Consider the following 17673-nt stretch of genomic DNA (forward strand, 5'->3'; position numbering starts at 1 on the left):
GGGATCCGCGCAATTGCGCGGGTTTTGGGGACCGTCCCAGTGGTTGGGGGGTGGATTTGCGGTGGGGTTGGTGGGCGTGTATTGTTTTCTGAGTCGCCGCCGCTGATGCGGAAAGATAGCGGCAAAAACCCCCTTCCGAACGGCCTGAAAAATGGTTCGCACTCTGGTGTGTTCCTGGTGGGCGGGGCTGATCATTGTGCGCTTTGCTCTGCTGGATAGCGGATTTGCGAAGTGGCGGGTGGTCGGGTAAGTTTGGAAAGTTGCTCCGGAGCGATCCTGAACGGAATGTTTGGGTGGTGCCGGGTGTGTCTGTTGTTTGAGAACTCAATAGTGTGCCAAGTTTGTTGATACCAATTTATTGTATTGAATTGGTTGAATTTGCTGTGCCGCCACCCCGTGGTTGGCATGGTGTTTTTGGCTGGTTTCAAATTTTGTGCATCCATTTTGTCCCGTTATTTCCGGGGTTGGTGGGTGTGTCTGTTTTTCTTCAACGGAGAGTTTGATCCTGGCTCAGGATGAACGCTGGCGGCGTGCTTAACACATGCAAGTCGAACGATGAACCTCACTTGTGGGGGGATTAGTGGCGAACGGGTGAGTAACACGTGAGTAACCTGCCCTTGACTCTGGGATAAGCCTGGGAAACTGGGTCTAATACCGGATATGACTGATCATCGCATGGTGGTTGGTGGAAAGCTTTTGCGGTTTTGGATGGACTCGCGGCCTATCAGCTTGTTGGTGGGGTAATGGCCTACCAAGGCGACGACGGGTAGCCGGCCTGAGAGGGTGACCGGCCACACTGGGACTGAGACACGGCCCAGACTCCTACGGGAGGCAGCAGTGGGGAATATTGCACAATGGGCGGAAGCCTGATGCAGCGACGCCGCGTGAGGGATGACGGCCTTCGGGTTGTAAACCTCTTTCAGTAGGGAAGAAGCGTAAGTGACGGTACCTGCAGAAGAAGCGCCGGCTAACTACGTGCCAGCAGCCGCGGTAATACGTAGGGCGCAAGCGTTATCCGGAATTATTGGGCGTAAAGAGCTCGTAGGCGGTTTGTCGCGTCTGCCGTGAAAGTCCGGGGCTCAACTCCGGATCTGCGGTGGGTACGGGCAGACTAGAGTGATGTAGGGGAGACTGGAATTCCTGGTGTAGCGGTGAAATGCGCAGATATCAGGAGGAACACCGATGGCGAAGGCAGGTCTCTGGGCATTAACTGACGCTGAGGAGCGAAAGCATGGGGAGCGAACAGGATTAGATACCCTGGTAGTCCATGCCGTAAACGTTGGGCACTAGGTGTGGGGGACATTCCACGTTTTCCGCGCCGTAGCTAACGCATTAAGTGCCCCGCCTGGGGAGTACGGCCGCAAGGCTAAAACTCAAAGGAATTGACGGGGGCCCGCACAAGCGGCGGAGCATGCGGATTAATTCGATGCAACGCGAAGAACCTTACCAAGGCTTGACATGAACCGGAAACGCCTGGAAACAGGTGCCCCACTTGTGGTCGGTTTACAGGTGGTGCATGGTTGTCGTCAGCTCGTGTCGTGAGATGTTGGGTTAAGTCCCGCAACGAGCGCAACCCTCGTTCTATGTTGCCAGCACGTGATGGTGGGGACTCATAGGAGACTGCCGGGGTCAACTCGGAGGAAGGTGGGGACGACGTCAAATCATCATGCCCCTTATGTCTTGGGCTTCACGCATGCTACAATGGCCGGTACAAAGGGTTGCGATACTGTGAGGTGGAGCTAATCCCAAAAAGCCGGTCTCAGTTCGGATTGGGGTCTGCAACTCGACCCCATGAAGTCGGAGTCGCTAGTAATCGCAGATCAGCAACGCTGCGGTGAATACGTTCCCGGGCCTTGTACACACCGCCCGTCAAGTCACGAAAGTTGGTAACACCCGAAGCCGGTGGCCTAACCCCTTGTGGGGGGGAGCCGTCGAAGGTGGGACTGGCGATTGGGACTAAGTCGTAACAAGGTAGCCGTACCGGAAGGTGCGGCTGGATCACCTCCTTTCTAAGGAGCACCTACAGCTTTCTGTCCTGGATGTATGTCCGGTGGTGGGGGTTGTCAGGAGAATGCCCGTTGCACGGACGAATGTTTCGTGGCGGGTGCTCAAGGGTGGAATATCAACAAATAGCGGCCGCGTGTTTCTTTGCCTTGTCTAGTACGAACCCCACCTGGTGGTGGTTCTGGAACGGTGGGTGAGGGGGTGGGTGGTTTAGTGTTTGGCACACTGTTGGGTCCTGAGGCAACAGGACCGGGGAGGCCCTTTCGGGGGTCTTGTCCGGGTTTGTTTGTTTCTGGTTTCCCTGCTGCACCGATCATGCACTGAGTGTGTGTGGTGTGTGGTGTGGGGTTGTTGTTTGAGAACTACATAGTGGACGCGAGCATCTTGTATAAGAAGCAATTTCCAAGAATATGAACCTGGATCTGGTTCGTGCGCCTTTGGGTGTGCGGGTCGGTTTCTGTGGTTCTCTCGAAAATGTTTTTGATCTTTGTGGTCAAGTTTTTAAGAGCACACGGTGGATGCCTTGGCATTAGGAGCCGAAGAAGGACGTAGGAATCTGCGATAAGCCTGGGGGAGTCGATAACCGGACTGTGATCCCAGGGTGTCCGAATGGGGAAACCCCGCCAGGAGCGCGAGTTACCTGGTGACCCGCATCTGAACACATAGGGTGCGTGGAGGGAACGCGGGGAAGTGAAACATCTCAGTACCCGCAGGAAGAGAAAACAATAGTGATTCCGTTAGTAGTGGCGAGCGAACGCGGATCAGGCTAAACCGTTCCATGTGTGATAGCCGGCGGGCGTTGCATGGTCGGGGTTGTGGGACATTACGTGTCAGTTCTGCCGGGCTGACGGGGTGTGGGTGTGCGTATAGGTGAACGGTCTTGAAAGGCCGGCCAGAGAGGGTGTTAGTCCCGTAACTGTAATGCGTTGCACCGCCTTGTTGATGTATCCCAAGTAGTACGGGGCCCGAGAAATCCCGTGCGAATCTGTCAGGACCACCTGATAAGCCTAAATACTCCCTAATGACCGATAGCGGACCAGTACCGTGAGGGAAAGGTGAAAAGTACCCCGGGAGGGGAGTGAAACAGTACCTGAAACCGTGTGCTTACAATCCGTCGGAGCAACCTTGTAGTTGTGACGGCGTGCCTTTTGAAGAATGAGCCTGCGAGTTAGTGTTACGTCGCGAGGTTAACCCGTGTGGGGCAGCCGTAGCGAAAGCGAGTCTGAATAGGGCGTTTGAGTGGCGTGATCTAGACCCGAAGCGAAGTGATCTACCCATGGCCAGGTTGAAGCGACGGTAAGACGTCGTGGAGGACCGAACCCACTTCAGTTGAAAATGGAGGGGATGAGCTGTGGGTAGGGGTGAAAGGCCAATCAAACTTCGTGATAGCTGGTTCTCCCCGAAATGCATTTAGGTGCAGCGTTGCGTGTTTCTTATCGGAGGTAGAGCTACTGGATGGCTAATGGGCCCTACAAGGTTACTGACGTCAGCCAAACTCCGAATGCCGGTAAGTGAGAGCGTAGCAGTGAGACTGTGGGGGATAAGCTTCATAGTCGAGAGGGAAACAGCCCAGACCACCAACTAAGGCCCCTAAGCGTGTGCTAAGTGGGAAAGGATGTGGAGTTGCGAAGACAACCAGGAGGTTGGCTTAGAAGCAGCCATCCTTAAAAGAGTGCGTAATAGCTCACTGGTCAAGTGATTCCGCGCCGACAATGTAGCGGGGCTCAAGTACACCGCCGAAGTTGTGGCATTCAAATATTAGCTAAGCCCTTGTGGTTCAGGCGTTTGGATGGGTAGGGGAGCGTCGTGTGGGCAGTGAAGTCGCGGTGGAAACCAGCGGTGGAGCCTACACGAGTGAGAATGCAGGCATGAGTAGCGAAAGACGGGTGAGAAACCCGTCCGCCGAATGATCAAGGGTTCCAGGGTCAAGCTAATCTGCCCTGGGTAAGTCGGGACCTAAGGCGAGGCCGACAGGCGTAGTCGATGGACAACGGGTTGATATTCCCGTACCGGCGAAAAACCGCCCATGTTGAACAGGGGATACTAACTGCCCGAGACCTGCCCGATCACCCTTGTGGTGTGAGGGTTTTGGTGGAGCGCAGGACCTGATCCTGGGAGGCAAGCGTATTAACAGGTGTGACGCAGGAAGGTAGCCGAGCCGGGCGATGGTTGTCCCGGTCTAAGGATGTAGGGCGAGTGGTAGGCAAATCCGCCACTCATGATGCCTGAGATCTGATGGGACCCCCGTTTGGGGGGATTTGGTGATCCTATGCTGCCGAGAAAAGCATCGACGCGAGGTTTTAGCCGCCCGTACCCCAAACCGACACAGGTGATCAGGTAGAGAATACTAAGGCGATCGAGAGAATTATGGTTAAGGAACTCGGCAAAATGCCCCCGTAACTTCGGGAGAAGGGGGGCCCCAACCTTGATGGACACTTGCTGTCCGGAGGGGATCGGGGCCGCAGAGACCAGGGGGAAGCGACTGTTTACTAAAAACACAGGTCCGTGCGAAGTCGCAAGACGATGTATACGGACTGACTCCTGCCCGGTGCTGGAAGGTTAAGAGGACCGGTTAGCCTGTAAGGGCGAAGCTGAGAATTTAAGCCCCAGTAAACGGCGGTGGTAACTATAACCATCCTAAGGTAGCGAAATTCCTTGTCGGGTAAGTTCCGACCTGCACGAATGGAGTAACGACTTCCCCGCTGTCTCAACCATAAACTCGGCGAAATTGCAGTACGAGTAAAGATGCTCGTTACGCGCAGCAGGACGGAAAGACCCCGAGACCTTTACTATAGTTTGGTATTGGTGTTCGGAGTGGCTTGTGTAGGATAGGTGGGAGACGTTGAAGCCCGGACGCCAGTTCGGGTGGAGTCATCGTTGAAATACCACTCTGGTCACTTTGGACATCTAACTTCGGCCCGTAATCCGGGTCAGGGACAGTGCCTGATGGGTAGTTTAACTGGGGCGGTTGCCTCCTAAAAAGTAACGGAGGCGCCCAAAGGTTCCCTCAGCCTGGTTGGCAATCAGGTGTCGAGTGTAAGTGCACAAGGGAGCTTGACTGTGAGAGAGACATCTCGAGCAGGGACGAAAGTCGGGACTAGTGATCCGGCGGTACATTGTGGAATGGCCGTCGCTCAACGGATAAAAGGTACCTCGGGGATAACAGGCTGATCTTGCCCAAGAGTCCATATCGACGGCATGGTTTGGCACCTCGATGTCGGCTCGTCGCATCCTGGGGCTGGAGTAGGTCCCAAGGGTTGGGCTGTTCGCCCATTAAAGCGGTACGCGAGCTGGGTTTAGAACGTCGTGAGACAGTTCGGTCCCTATCCGCTGCGCGCGCAGGAAATTTGAGAAGGGCTGTCCTTAGTACGAGAGGACCGGGACGGACGAACCTCTGGTGTGTCAGTTGTACTGCCAAGTGCACCGCTGATTAGCTACGTTCGGATGGGATAACCGCTGAAAGCATCTAAGCGGGAAGCTCGCTTCGAGATGAGATTTCCATACACTTTATTGTGTGAGAGGCCCCCAGCCAGACCACTGGGTTGATAGGCCGGATGTGGAAGCGAGGACTAACGACTCGTGAAGCTGACCGGTACTAATAGGCCAACAACTTACACCACACAGAAAATACATAACTCTGCTTGCGTCCACTATGTGGTTCCCAACCAACAACCCAACACGTTGCTGGCCGGAACCACAACAACTGAATACAACACCACATGTTGTAACCACCAGATTTCCCACACCACCCCCTGAAAGGGGTTGGTGACGGGTAGAAGGGTTACGGCGGTCATAGCGTGGGGGAAACGCCCGGTCCCATTCCGAACCCGGAAGCTAAGACCCACAGCGCCGATGGTACTGCACCCGGGAGGGTGTGGGAGAGTAGGACACCGCCGGACAAACATTGAGTAGGGCCCTGACACAACTGTCAGGGCCCTACCACTTTAACCACCACCCACAAACCCACAGCCCACCCGAAGCGGCACCCCCTGTTGCCCCATCAGACGGGGCACCCACCACCCCGGGTCAGGAACCTCACCTGACACAGCAACCAGGCCCCAGGGAACCCTCCCACAACTGAGCGAACGTCACCCGGAGAAGGGGCTCCGGGGCGACAGCCTGGTCTCAGGCGGCTCAGGTGATACGCGGGACGGCGGATTGTGGCTGGAAGGTGCTTGCCGGCGTCGTGCGCATCTCAACTCCCCACCGCGAGCTGTCAGGCTCCGCTGAGGGCGAAAAACCCCCCAATATGCGGTGATTAACCTCAAAAAGTGGCGGAAACACGCGGAATTTGCGGCCTCAAGGGGTGGTAGCTGGTAAGTTTTCGAACAGTGGCCTGTGCGCACACCGCGTGCGGGCTCCGTAACCAGACCGTCCAGGAGGACATCAATGGCTAAGAACCGTAGTGAACTTGTTGCAGAGGTAGCGGGCAAGGCCGGCACCAGCCAGGCAGCCGTCAACACCGTCCTTGACGCACTGTTCGAGGTTTTCGAGACTTCTGTCGCCGCTGGCGAGAAGATCACCATCCCGGGCTGGCTGGCAGTGGAGCGCACCGACCGTGCAGCTCGCACCGGCCGCAACCCGCAGACGGGTGAGACCATCCAGATCGCAGCAGGCCACAGCGTCAAGCTGACCGCCGGCTCCAAGCTGAAGGCTGCGGTCTCCAACAAGAAGTAAGCTTCTTCGCCCGGCGCAACGCCGGAGCAGCTCTGGGAGCGGTGACCTGAGGGTCACCGCTCCCCTTGCTTTAAGCCCCGTCCCGGACCCACCAGCCGATTCGCCGCACAGCCCGGCGTGGCGGACAATGTAGTGGTGTCTTCTGCCGCAAAACCACGTTCCGCCACGCCTCAGCCCGCTCCCGGGAACGGAGCGAAGGGGACGGGCGGCACTGCCCTCGGAATTCCGAAAGGCTGGCAGCTCGCCGGCCTCGCTGCGGTGTTCCTGGCCCTCATCGCAGCACTGATCTTCTCCGGGGCTGCAGTGACCCGCGGCGTCTCCGATCCCGGCGCACTGGTGCGCTGGGGGCTTCCGATCAGCAAGGCGCTGCACAACGTGGCCGTGGCCACCGTCATCGGTGGCCTGATCTTCGCCGTCGGGATTCTGCCCAGGAGCCTGTCGCCGCGGAGCCGGGACAAAGGCGACCTCGGAGACAGCCCGGAACACCCGGCCTTCAGCCGGGCCCTCGCCGTAGCATCCGCCGCAGGTGCAGTGTGGACCCTGTCCGCTATCGCCGTGCTGGTCCTGACCTACGCGGACGTGGCCGGACAACCACTCTCGGGCGACGCCGAATTCACCCAGGCGCTCGTCTACTTCATGACGGACATCGAGACCGGACGGGCCTGGCTTGCAGTAACGATCATCGCGGCTGTTGTCACCACGGCACTGTTCGGGGTCCGGTCCCTGGGCGGCCTGGCCCTCACCCTGATCCTGGCACTGGTCGGCCTCGTCCCCGCCGCCCTGATCGGCCACTCCTCCAGTTCCTCGGACCACGAAGGGGCCATCAACTCACTCGGACTCCACCTGGTGGGTGTGAGCGCCTGGGTGGGTGGCATCATCCTGCTGGCACTCCTGTCCGGGATCCTCACCGGCCCCAAAGCCGGTACAACAACGGACATCACCGAGCCCACGCTGCGCCGGTTCTCCACCCTTGCCGGTTTCGCCTTCGTCCTGGTCTTTGCTTCCGGTGTCATTAACGCCAGCATCCGGATCACCAGCTGGGGAGACCTCTTCGGCTCGTCATACGGACAGCTGATCCTGGCCAAGTCTGCCGCCACCCTGGTCCTGGGCGGCATCGGATTCATGCACCGGCAGTGGGTCATCCCGCAGCTGGGCCGCAAGGGATCCACCATGTCCTCCCGGCGGGTGCTCTGGCAACTGCTCCTCGCCGAACTCCTGGTGATGGGCGCAACCTCAGGCATCGCCGTGGCGCTGGGCCGTTCCGCGCCCCCGCAGCCCACCACGTTCGCGCCCGACGCCTCGCCGGCCTTCATCCTGACCGGCTACGAGCTCCCCCCGGAACTGACCGCCACCCGCTGGCTCACCGAGTGGCGCCTGGACTGGCTGTGGATCGCGGTGGCCCTGTTCGGCCTCGTGGCCTACGTCCTGGGCGTCGCCAAGGTCCACCGCCGCGGCGACAAATGGCACTGGTTCCGCACCGTCAACTGGATCATCGGCCTCATAGTCCTCACCTACATCACGTCAGGGCCGCCGGCGGTGTACGGCCGCATCCTCTTCTCGGCACACATGGTGGACCACATGGCCCTGACCATGGTGGCGCCCATCTTCCTGGTGCTCGGGGCCCCGGTGACGCTCGCCCTGCGCGCGCTGCCCGCACGCGGTGACGGCTCGCGGGGCGCCCGCGAATGGATCCTGGTTTTCGTGCACTCGAAGTTCTCCCAGCTGGTCACGCATCCGCTGTTCGCCGCCGCCAACTTCGCGGGCTCGATCGTGATCTTCTATTTCTCCGACCTGTTCGGCTACGCCATGCGCGAGCATGTTGGCCACGAGCTGATGATCCTGCACTTCCTGCTGACCGGGTACATCTTCGTGCTCACCATGGTCGGCACCGATCCCCTGCCGCGCCGGGCGCCGTACCCCATGCGGCTGCTGCTGCTCCTCGCCACCATGGGCTTCCACGCGTTCTTCGGCGTCTCCATCATGGGCGGCACCGGGCTGCTCGCAGCGGACTACTTCGGCAACCTTGGCCGCACCTGGGGCCAGTCCGCGCTGGCGGACCAGCAGACCGGCGGAGCGGTGGCCTGGGGCATCGGTGAGGTGCCCACGCTCCTGGTGGCAATCGGCGTCGCAATTATGTGGTCCCGCTCCGACCAGCGGGAGACCAAACGGGTGGACCGCGCGGCGGACAGGAATAACGACGCCGATCTGGCCGCTTACAACGATATGTTTGCCAAATTGGCTGAACGCGATGCCAGGCTGGCTGACCGCAACAAGCTGGAAGGACGCTGATGAGCGAAACCGTACGCACCCACGCCCGGGTCCGGGCCTCCGAACTGGTGGGCCGCAACTGGCTCAACACCGGCGGCAAGACTCTCGACCTCGAAGCCCTCCGCGGCAAGATCGTCCTGCTCGATTTTTGGACCTTCTGCTGCATCAACTGCCTGCACGTCCTGGACGAGCTGCGGCCCCTTGAGGAGCAGTACTCGGACGTTCTGGTGACGGTGGGTGTCCACTCGCCCAAGTTCGAGCACGAGGCAGACCCCGTGGCCCTGGCCGCCGCCGTGGAGCGCTACGAGATCCACCACCCTGTCCTGGACGATCCTGAACTGGACACCTGGAAGGCTTACACCGCCCGCGCCTGGCCCACCCTGGTGGTCATCGACCCCGAGGGCTACATCGTGGCGCACCTGTCCGGTGAGGGCCACGCAGACGGCCTGGCAGTGCTGATCCCCGAGCTGATCGCAGAACATGAGGCCAAGGGCACGCTGCACCGCGGCTCCGGCCCGTACGTGGCCCCCGAGGCCACCTCCGGCACCCTGCGCTTCCCCGGCAAGGCGCTCTTCCTGCCAGCCGGCCGCGGGTCCACGGCTGGAGAGGAAGCGTCCGACGGCGGCACGGCAGCGGGTGCCGCAGCCAGCGGTTCCGACGGCAAGGGTTCCTGGCTGGTCACCGATACCGGCCACCACCGCCTCGTGGAGCTCGGCACGGACTTCGAAACGGTCCTGGCCACCTACGGCTCCGGCACCAAGGGCTACTCCGATGGTCCTGCCGCCGGGGACGACGCCACCGCACAGTTCAACGAACCCCAAGGCCTGGTCCTGCTGCCGGAAGACGTGGCAGCCAGGGCGGGCTACGACGTCGTCATTGCCGATTCGGTCAACCACCGCCTCCGCGGCTTGTCCCTGACGGACGGGAAGGCGCTGACGCTTGCCGGCAACGGCGTGCAGCGGCTCCTGGAAACCGGGCCTGCCCGCGTGGATGAGGACGGCGCCGGCTTCAGCGGTTCCCTGGGCAACGACCCCCTTGACGTCTCGCTGAGCTCGCCCTGGGACGTTGTGTGGTCGCGCAAACTGAACGCCGTAGTGGTGGCTATGGCCGGCACGCACCAGATCTTCAGCTTCGACCCACTCACCGGCGGCGTGGCCATCGTGGCCGGCAACGGACTGGAAGGGCTGTTGGACGGGCCAGCCCACGAGTCCTGGTTCGCCCAGTCCTCAGGCCTCGCCGAGGACGCCGACGGGAACATCTGGGTTGCCGACTCCGAAACGTCGGCGCTGCGCACGCTGGTCATCGACGACGCCAGGACGGTGACCGTGAAGACCGCCGTGGGCAAGGGCCTTTTCGACTTCGGCTTCCGCGACGGTACTGCGGCCGAGGCCCGGCTGCAGCACCCGCTGGGCGTCACGGTCCTCCCGGATGGCTCCGTGGCCATCGCCGACACCTACAACGGCGCCGTGAGGCGGTACGACCCCGCCAACGGCACAGTGTCCACACTGGCCCGCGGCCTTGCCGAGCCGTCCGACGTGATTGTGGACGCCACCGGGGCTGCCGGCGCCGAGCCGCTGCTGGTGGTGGTGGAGGCGAACAAGCACCAGCTGGTGTACGTGCCCATTCCCAAGGAAGCCCAGCAGGTGGACGAGGGCGCCTCCCAGACGCAGCGGCCCAAGAGCCCCGTGGCTCCGGGACCGCTGGAACTGACGGTTCGCTTCACCGCACCCACCGGCCAGAAGCTCGACGACCGCTGGGGTGACCCCACCCAGCTGAAGATCTCCTCCACCCCGCCCGAGCTGCTGGTGTCCGGCGGCGGCACCTCCGTGGGCCTGTTGCGCACGCTGGAGCTCTCACCGGAGGTGCCTGAGGGCGTGCTGCACATTACCGCCCGCGCCGCGGCCTGCGACGGCCCCGAGACCGAGGACGGCGAGATCCCGGACCACGCAGCCTGCCACCTGTACCAGCAGGACTGGGGCATCCCGGTGCTGATTCAGGCCGACGGCGACACCGACCTGGTCCTGGACCTCCGCGGCATGGACTGACGCGCCGGCCGTGCTTTGAGGCTGCCGCCTGTGACCCAAACGTCACGGGCGGCAGCCTTTTGCATCCGCGGAAACGTGTCTCCCGCGGAATTCCGGGGCTTGCAGCACGTGTAGGGCGCAAAAGCATGCTGTCCGTGACGCGGTCCAACTCGCACCGTTGTCCACATACGCCCGCCGGGAGCTACAGGGATGGTTGATGGAGAGCCAGCATGGCCGCATGGACGTGCATAAGGCGCTGGAAATTTGCGGAGGAGCAGCCCGAAGGCCCGCACTGGCAAGACTGGGGGTAAACGACGCTTTCCCTCCGTCGGGCCGTCCGGGCAGGGCTGGTGCAGCCCGACCGCGGGCTGTATGCGCTGCCAACCGCCTCTCCGCATCTAGTGGCCGCCCTGGCCGACGTGCTGATCCACGCCCTGCGGTGCTTGCCGTTTGCCGAGTCCCTGGTCATGGTGGAGTGCGCGGTGAGCCGCGGTGACATGACCCTTGAGTTCCTGGTCCAGCGTTTGCCTGGGAAACGAGACGGTAAGGCGAGGGCAGTCTTGGAGTGGGTGGACACGGGAGCCGACTCCCTGCTGGAAACTCTGGCCCGGACGTATTTCCGACGGGCCGGCATCCGGGTCGAAACCCAGGTGTATCTGGAGCGGGTGGGATACATTGACCTGCTGCTGGATGGCTGGCTGGTGGTGGAACTGGACGGCCGGCACCACGCCGAGTGGAAACAGGTTCAGAAGGACCACCGGCGCAACAATGAATCCGTTCTCCAGTGGTATACGGCACTGCGGTATTACTACTCGGATGTGGTGTTCCATCCCGCTGCCATGGTGTCGCAGGTCTTGCAGGTTCTGAGTCGCCGGCTATAACGGGTCCGGCTGTCACGCAGGGCATGGTTTTGGCGGATCGGAACAGCAAGAACTCCGGAATTTTGGGGATTATTAGGGGACTGTAGCCCAAAAGGGTGCTCGGCGTGACTCTGGCCCAATAAACCAGCCGGAAAGCTGGGCCAGTTTGGCTGGAGACCACAGCCAAAGGAGCCCCAGCAGCCCTAGAAGCTCAGCTGGGGAGTGACCTTGACGGTGTCGCCGGAAACGTCCAGGCGGGTGGTGAAGCTGAAGTCCACCTCTTCGTCCAACGGGTACCAGGCGCCCGTGAAGGAGTTCTGCTGCAGGGCCTCCACCTTGGCTTTTCCGTCCAGCGGTGAGACCACCCAGCGGCCGTCAAAAGGTTCAATGGAGACGTTGGGGTACTCGGTCACGGACCACTTGATGCTGCCGTCCTGCACCCTGTTGTTGCTGGCGTAATAGAAGGGGCAGTCGGGCTGCAGCCGCTGCTCCTTCTGGGCTTCGGCGGCACAGCCATCCAGGAATTCCCGGACCTTGGCGGACACGTCCTCCTTGAGCTTGCCGGTGGCCTGGGTCAGCAGGTTCAGCGGAGCCACAGGGGTGTCCCGCCCGGTCACCGTGGCGCGGCTGGCAGGCGCGGAGAAGTACTGTCCATCCAGCGACGCCTCGTATTCGCCGGGGTAGAACACGGCGAAGGAGTTCCGTCCGTTGGGCATGTTCACGGGGACGCCGTTGATGTTCGCTTCGCTGCCGTTCACCACGGTGATGTCCACAGTGGGCAGCCGGGACGGGACAAAGGCCCAGGTGTTGAAGAAGATCCATTCGGTGCCGGTCTTCTGCAGCACGAATTCGGTGCTGAGCCGGCTTCCGTCAATGGTGTAGTCCATCGGCACTGCCACGCGGTTGTCCGGACGTTCTTGTGGCTCGCCGATCTGGACGTTGGAGAGCCTCGACGCCGCTGTTTGCAGGGCCGTGCCGTCCAACATCGCTGCGTTGCTGGGCGGAACGGTGGCCCGCAGGAGGCCCAGCGCCTTGCCGCCGTTCCCGCTCTGCAGGGCGTCAATGTACTCGCGCACCGGCTGCTGCGGGCTGGCCACTGTGCTGTTGACCAGGTTGATGGCCACAATGGCTCCGGCCACGGCAAGCATGAGGCCCAGCAGCCATCCGGCCGCTATTCTCACCAACGCTTGACTCATCTGCACGTTTATTACAGTAACGTCACTACGTTGGCACACTAAAGTCGGCGCCTCCCCTAATTCCCGCCGCAGCCCGGCGTTGGCACCAGGGAGAGCGCCCGACCACGCCGGCACGGAGAGTGCCCGGGGGCACCTTTGGATCCGGCCCGGCCCGGCCCGGCCCGGCCCTGGCTGGCTCCGCGGATCCCCGTGCCCGGGGCCCCGGTCAGCGGCGGCGACGCCGGGAGGATGTGCCGAACATGCCGCGCAGCAGCTCACGGCCCAGCTGGGTGCCTACGGACCGGGCCATGCTTTTCAGCCCGCCACCGAGGGCGCCGCCGAGCACGCCGCCCAGGTCGCCCATGATTCCACCCCCCGGCTGGGATTGGCGTTGGGGCTCGGGTGCACGGGGTGCCCGCGGAGCCGGGACAGTGCCGGGCCTTTCGGCGGCGTCGTCGCTGCCGGAACTGTTATGCGACGTCCTGCTGCTGGGCCGGCCCAGGATTTCCTCCTCGATGCGCCTGGCCTCGGCGTCGACATCGTTCTGCTGGGAAGTCCCACCCGGCGTTCCATCGGAAGCCGCGGGACCGGTAGGTGCGGCCGTCTTGCCGGTGAGCTTCTCGTACGCGGAGGGGTTGTCCACCGCGGTGCCGTACTTGCCCAGCAGGGCGGACCCGGCCACGGTGCTCCGGACCAGGGCCTCGTCGCTGGGACCCATCACCGATTCGGGGGCCCGCAGCCGGGTGAGGGCCACCGGGGTGGGGGCGCCCTTGTCGTTCATGACGGTGATGACCGCTTCCCCGATGCCGGCCGACGTGAGCGTTTCTTCGAGGTCGTAGTCACTGAGGGGGAACGTGGATACTGTGGCCTTGAGGGCCTTCGCATCCTCCGGGGTGAAGGCCCGCAAGGCGTGCTGGACCCGGTTGGCCAGCTGGCCGAGGACGTCGCCAGGAACATCCTTGGGGGTCTGGGTGACGAAGAAGATGCCCACGCCCTTGGACCGGATCAGCCGGACCGTGGAGGTAATGGCGTCCAGGAAAGCCTTGGAGGCGCCGTTGAACAGCAGGTGCGCCTCGTCGAGGAAGAAGACCAGCTTGGGCTTGTCCAGGTCGCCGGCTTCGGGGAGGTCTTCGAAGAGGTCGGCGAGCAGCCACATGAGGAACGTGGAGAACAGCATGGGCTTGTTCTGCAGCGTCGGAAGCTCCAGGCAGGTCACCACGCCGCGGCCATCGGGCGCGGTGCGCAGCAGTTCGGCGGTATCGAACTCCGGTTCGCCGAAGAACTTCTCCAGGCCCTGGGCTTCGAGCGTGACCAGTTCGCGCAGGATCACCCCGGCGGTGGCCTTCGAGAGCCCGCCGAGCTGCTCGAGCTCGTCCTTGCCTTCATCGGACGTCAGGAACTGGATGACCGCCCGGAGGTCCTTCAGGTCGATCAGTTCCAGGCCGTTCTTGTCGGCGAAGTAGAAGACCAGCTGCAGGCTGGATTCCTGGGTGTCATTGAGCTCCATGATCCGCGAGAGCAGGATGGGCCCGAACGAGGTCACCGTGGCCCGGACAGGGATTCCGTTGCCGTCGCCGCCCAGGGCCAGGAATTCCACCGGGAAGGTCTTGCCGTGCCAGTCCTGGCCGATGCTCTGGGTGCGGGCCAGGAGCTTCTCGCTTCCGGGTGCCGCCGTGGCGAGCCCGGAGAGGTCACCCTTGATGTCCGCCAGGAAGACGGGCACGCCGGCGGTGGAGAGCTGCTCGGCCATCATGTGCAGGGTGACGGTCTTGCCGGTACCGGTGGCTCCGGCCACCAGCCCGTGCCTGTTCATCATGGCCAGCGGCAGCCGCACCGGAGCGTCCTTGTGGAGTTCGCCATCGATCAGGGCGGCCCCCAGCTCGATGGTGGCACCTTCCAGGGCATAGCCCTTCTGGATGGTGGCAAGCTTCTCTGCTGTGGTTTTGTTCGCCATGGCGCTAGCTTAGCGGCGGGCGGTGCATCTGCCGAGGTATCGGGAAGGTCAGTCCTGCGCCGTCCTGGTGCCGGCGGCGGGAAGTTCCTTGGTGAACGCCAGCGCTCCGATGGTCTCGGGGTCCGCGGCCAGGTCGAACTGTGCCTGGTAACCGGTGCGCAGATACAGGTGTTTGGCCTCGGGCTGCCGCGGGCCGGTGGTCAGGTACAGGGAGGTGTAGCCGCGGGCGGCTGCCAGTGACTCCAGCTCGGCGAGGACGAGGCGGGCCAAGCCGCGGCGGCGGTGGGCGGAGTGGGTCCAGATCCGCTTCAGTTCGGCCGTGGTGGCGTCATACCGGCGGAACGCGCCGCCGGCGATGGATTTGCCGTCTTCCTGGATGATGAGCAGCGCGCCGGTGGGGCCCTCGAACTCCGCAGCCGGGTACCGGTTCAGTTCCTCGGCTGCGGCGCCGCTGCCGAAGAGGTCCCCGTAACGGGTGTCGTATTCGACGGCGAGCTCGTCCAGGAGCGGCCGGACCCGGGGATCCTGCATGGGCAGGATCAGGACGTCCAGGGCGGCGCGGTCCAGGGGGCGGGGCTGGACTTCTGGTTCTGCTGTCACCGGTGGTTCCTTGTCAGGGTATGGTTCCGGCCGGCGGCGGCCGGCTCTGGGGATATTGTGGCGGACATTTCGCCGGCAAGGTTGCGGGCCGTGCCGAGGATGGTCCGGGCCAGGGCATCATTTTCCCGGAATGGGGCTGCGTTGGTGCGCGGCCGGGCAAACGCTCCGGCGCCCCAGCCGGACGTTCCGGGGCCGACGCCGAACACGGTGTCCTGAGGGGTGCCGTCCGCCCCCACCAGCCGGTGCTGCGGGGTTACCAGCAGCTTCCCGGTGGAGTGGATTCCGTCCGCGGTCAGCAGCTGCTGCTCGGTTCCCAGCCCGCTGCCGTGCAGTGAAGCCAGCACAGGGTTGAGCGACCGGACCACCGACGTGGCCGGCAACCTGGCCTCGATGAACGCCCTCGCCGAAACCACCCCATCGGATTGCGGGGACGCGGCAACGAAAGCCCCGGTTGATTCGTCGGTGGTGACCTCCACGCCGGGTCCCAGGAACTGCAGCAGCCCGGCACGGTGCAGGGCCAGCATCTGCCGCAGGCGGTGGGGCGGCGGCCCGGAATCGACGAAGCTGAAGAACCCGTGCCACCAGCCGTGTATGGCCTGCTGGGACCGGGCGTTCAGCCGGTCCGCGGGGACCACGCGGCCCACCTCCATGTACACGTGCAGCAGGGCCAGGAACAGGGCGAGCGTCTCGGGATGGTCCGGGCTGTCGCGGAGGGCGAGGTCGTGTTCGATGTATCCGGCCACGGCTTCCTGCACGGCGCGGTGGTCCGCGAAGCGGCGCCCGTCGAAGGGCCGGTCCAGCCGTTCGAGGTCCAGGTGCAGGCCGTCGTCGGGAACGGCGGCGGCCACGAGGTCCGCGCGCTCGCTGCTGTACCAGTCCAGCGGGGCATAGCGGGCAGAGAATTCGTCCCAGCCCAGGGCGGCTTGTTCGGGGCTTCCGGTCAGGAGCTCGCGGTAGTAGTAGTACCCGGCCTCCTTGGCCACCAGCGGCCAGAGGTGCTGGTGGAAGTCCAGTTCCCCGTGGCTTTGGAGCAGGGATTCGATAGCGGCAGGGGTGAAGAACCGCAGCGGTCCCGGTGCTTCGCCGCGGAGGACGGCGGAGATCTTGGAGTGGTAGGGCACGCCGCGGCGCGACCCGGCCCACAGCCGCGGTTCCCGTCCGGACGGAAGGTAGCGCAGCCCGCCGTCGGGCGCTTCCTCGAACCGGCCGCCGCGGCCCTCCATCAGGATGACCAGCAGGTCCACGAAGGCCAGGCCCATGCCGGAGACGATGACGTCCTGGCCCGGGGCGATGCCTGAGTAATCGACGTCGGTGGTGTAGCTGGGTGCCGCGTGGTAGCCGCCGTGCCGGGCGGCGAAGCCGGCGTAGACGGAAGCGGCGTCGGGCTGCGAGTCGGTGTGCCCCAGGGCGGTCACCAGGATGTCCGCATGCAGCGTCCGGCCGTTGGCCAGCGCGATTTCGTGCCCGCCGTCCGCCAAGGGTGAGATCCCGACGGCGGTGCTCCGGTGGGTGGTGACGCTGCGGTTCAGTGCCCTGGCGGCCCGGCGGAAGAACCACTCGAGGTACTGGCTCTGCAGCTGGCGGGTGGGGAATGTGGTGCCGTTGAGTGCCCGGAGCTGGTCCTGCAGGTGCTGCGGGAAGTCCGGCACATCGGTGATGGATCCGTCCAGGACGCCGGCGGTCCACTCCACCAGTCCCGGGCCCGCGGCGGCCGGGCCGTCGCAGGCCACGGAATCATCGGTGAACATGGTGATGTCCGCGGCCATGGAGTTCAGGAGCAGGCCCGGGTCCTGGTCGTACCGCCAGATGCGGCCCGAGCCCGGAACGTGCGGCTCCACCACATGGATCTCCAGCGGACCGGCAAATACATCGGGCCGGTTCGCGGCGATCCGTTCCAGGACGCCGGCCGTGCGCGGTCCGCCGCCGATGAACACGACGGCCGGAATCTTCGCTGGCATGGGGGCTCCTGACGGGCGGATGGGCTGATGCGCGGGCTGGTAAGAGGTGCAGCGGCGCGTTGGCAGCCGCCGGAGTGCCCATGCTAGGCAGCGGTGACGAGGGCGGTCGAGCGGCCGGTCACGCCCGTTAACTCCGCGTCACAACAGGTCAAA

The 17673-nt window shown here is 63.4% G+C and carries 8 protein-coding genes and 3 rRNA genes; 7 read left to right on the forward strand and 4 right to left on the reverse strand.

The features are described from left to right. The first annotated feature begins 487 nt into the window (after window positions 1-487). From OVA06_RS00005 to OVA06_RS00035, 7 genes are all read left to right on the forward strand, one after another. Window positions 488-2009, forward strand: a 16S ribosomal RNA gene (locus OVA06_RS00005). A gap of 486 nt (window positions 2010-2495) precedes the next feature. Next, window positions 2496-5624 (forward strand): 23S ribosomal RNA (locus tag OVA06_RS00010). Between the two features lie 162 nt (window positions 5625-5786). Continuing rightward, window positions 5787-5903, forward strand: a 5S ribosomal RNA gene (gene rrf / locus OVA06_RS00015). Together the 16S, 23S and 5S rRNA genes form the textbook arrangement of a ribosomal RNA operon. A 490-nt stretch (window positions 5904-6393) precedes the next feature. Further along, window positions 6394-6681, forward strand: a complete 288-nt coding sequence (locus OVA06_RS00020) for an HU family DNA-binding protein (protein WP_015938867.1) — start codon at window positions 6394-6396, stop codon at window positions 6679-6681. Window positions 6682-6813: 132 nt separating this feature from the next. Next, window positions 6814-8970 (forward strand): cytochrome c oxidase assembly protein, encoded by a 2157-nt coding sequence (locus OVA06_RS00025; RefSeq protein ID WP_268160552.1) that lies wholly within the window; start codon window positions 6814-6816, stop codon window positions 8968-8970. Continuing rightward, window positions 8970-10994: an NHL domain-containing thioredoxin family protein gene (locus OVA06_RS00030; RefSeq protein ID WP_268155347.1), complete on the forward strand. Its 2025-nt coding sequence runs from the start codon at window positions 8970-8972 to the stop codon at window positions 10992-10994. The genes OVA06_RS00025 and OVA06_RS00030 overlap by 1 nt, the downstream gene beginning before the upstream one ends. Window positions 10995-11323: 329 nt before the next feature. Beyond that, complete coding sequence (locus tag OVA06_RS00035) at window positions 11324-11854, forward strand: endonuclease domain-containing protein (RefSeq protein WP_268155349.1); 531 nt, start codon at window positions 11324-11326, stop codon at window positions 11852-11854. Window positions 11855-12036: 182 nt separating this feature from the next. Here the strand turns inward: OVA06_RS00035 and OVA06_RS00040 are convergent, their stop codons facing one another. The 4 genes from OVA06_RS00040 to OVA06_RS00055 all read right to left on the reverse strand — a co-directional run bounded on the left by OVA06_RS00040 (window position 12037) and on the right by OVA06_RS00055 (window position 17520). Beyond that, window positions 12037-13029 (reverse strand): hypothetical protein, encoded by a 993-nt coding sequence (locus OVA06_RS00040; RefSeq protein WP_268155351.1) that lies wholly within the window; start codon window positions 13027-13029, stop codon window positions 12037-12039. A 205-nt stretch (window positions 13030-13234) separates the two neighbouring features. Beyond that, a complete protein-coding gene (locus OVA06_RS00045) occupies window positions 13235-14962 on the reverse strand; it encodes a helicase HerA-like domain-containing protein (protein ID WP_268155353.1) in 1728 nt (575 codons plus the stop codon). 48 nt (window positions 14963-15010) lie between these two features. Beyond that, window positions 15011-15562 (reverse strand): GNAT family N-acetyltransferase, encoded by a 552-nt coding sequence (locus tag OVA06_RS00050; protein WP_268155355.1) that lies wholly within the window; start codon window positions 15560-15562, stop codon window positions 15011-15013. Beyond that, window positions 15559-17520, reverse strand: a complete 1962-nt coding sequence (locus tag OVA06_RS00055; RefSeq protein WP_268155357.1) for an FAD/NAD(P)-binding protein — start codon at window positions 17518-17520, stop codon at window positions 15559-15561. The genes OVA06_RS00050 and OVA06_RS00055 overlap by 4 nt, the downstream gene beginning before the upstream one ends. Window positions 17521-17673: the final 153 nt, after the last annotated feature.

This window comes from Pseudarthrobacter sp. SL88 (assembly GCF_026672455.1).
Classification (GTDB): domain Bacteria; phylum Actinomycetota; class Actinomycetes; order Actinomycetales; family Micrococcaceae; genus Arthrobacter.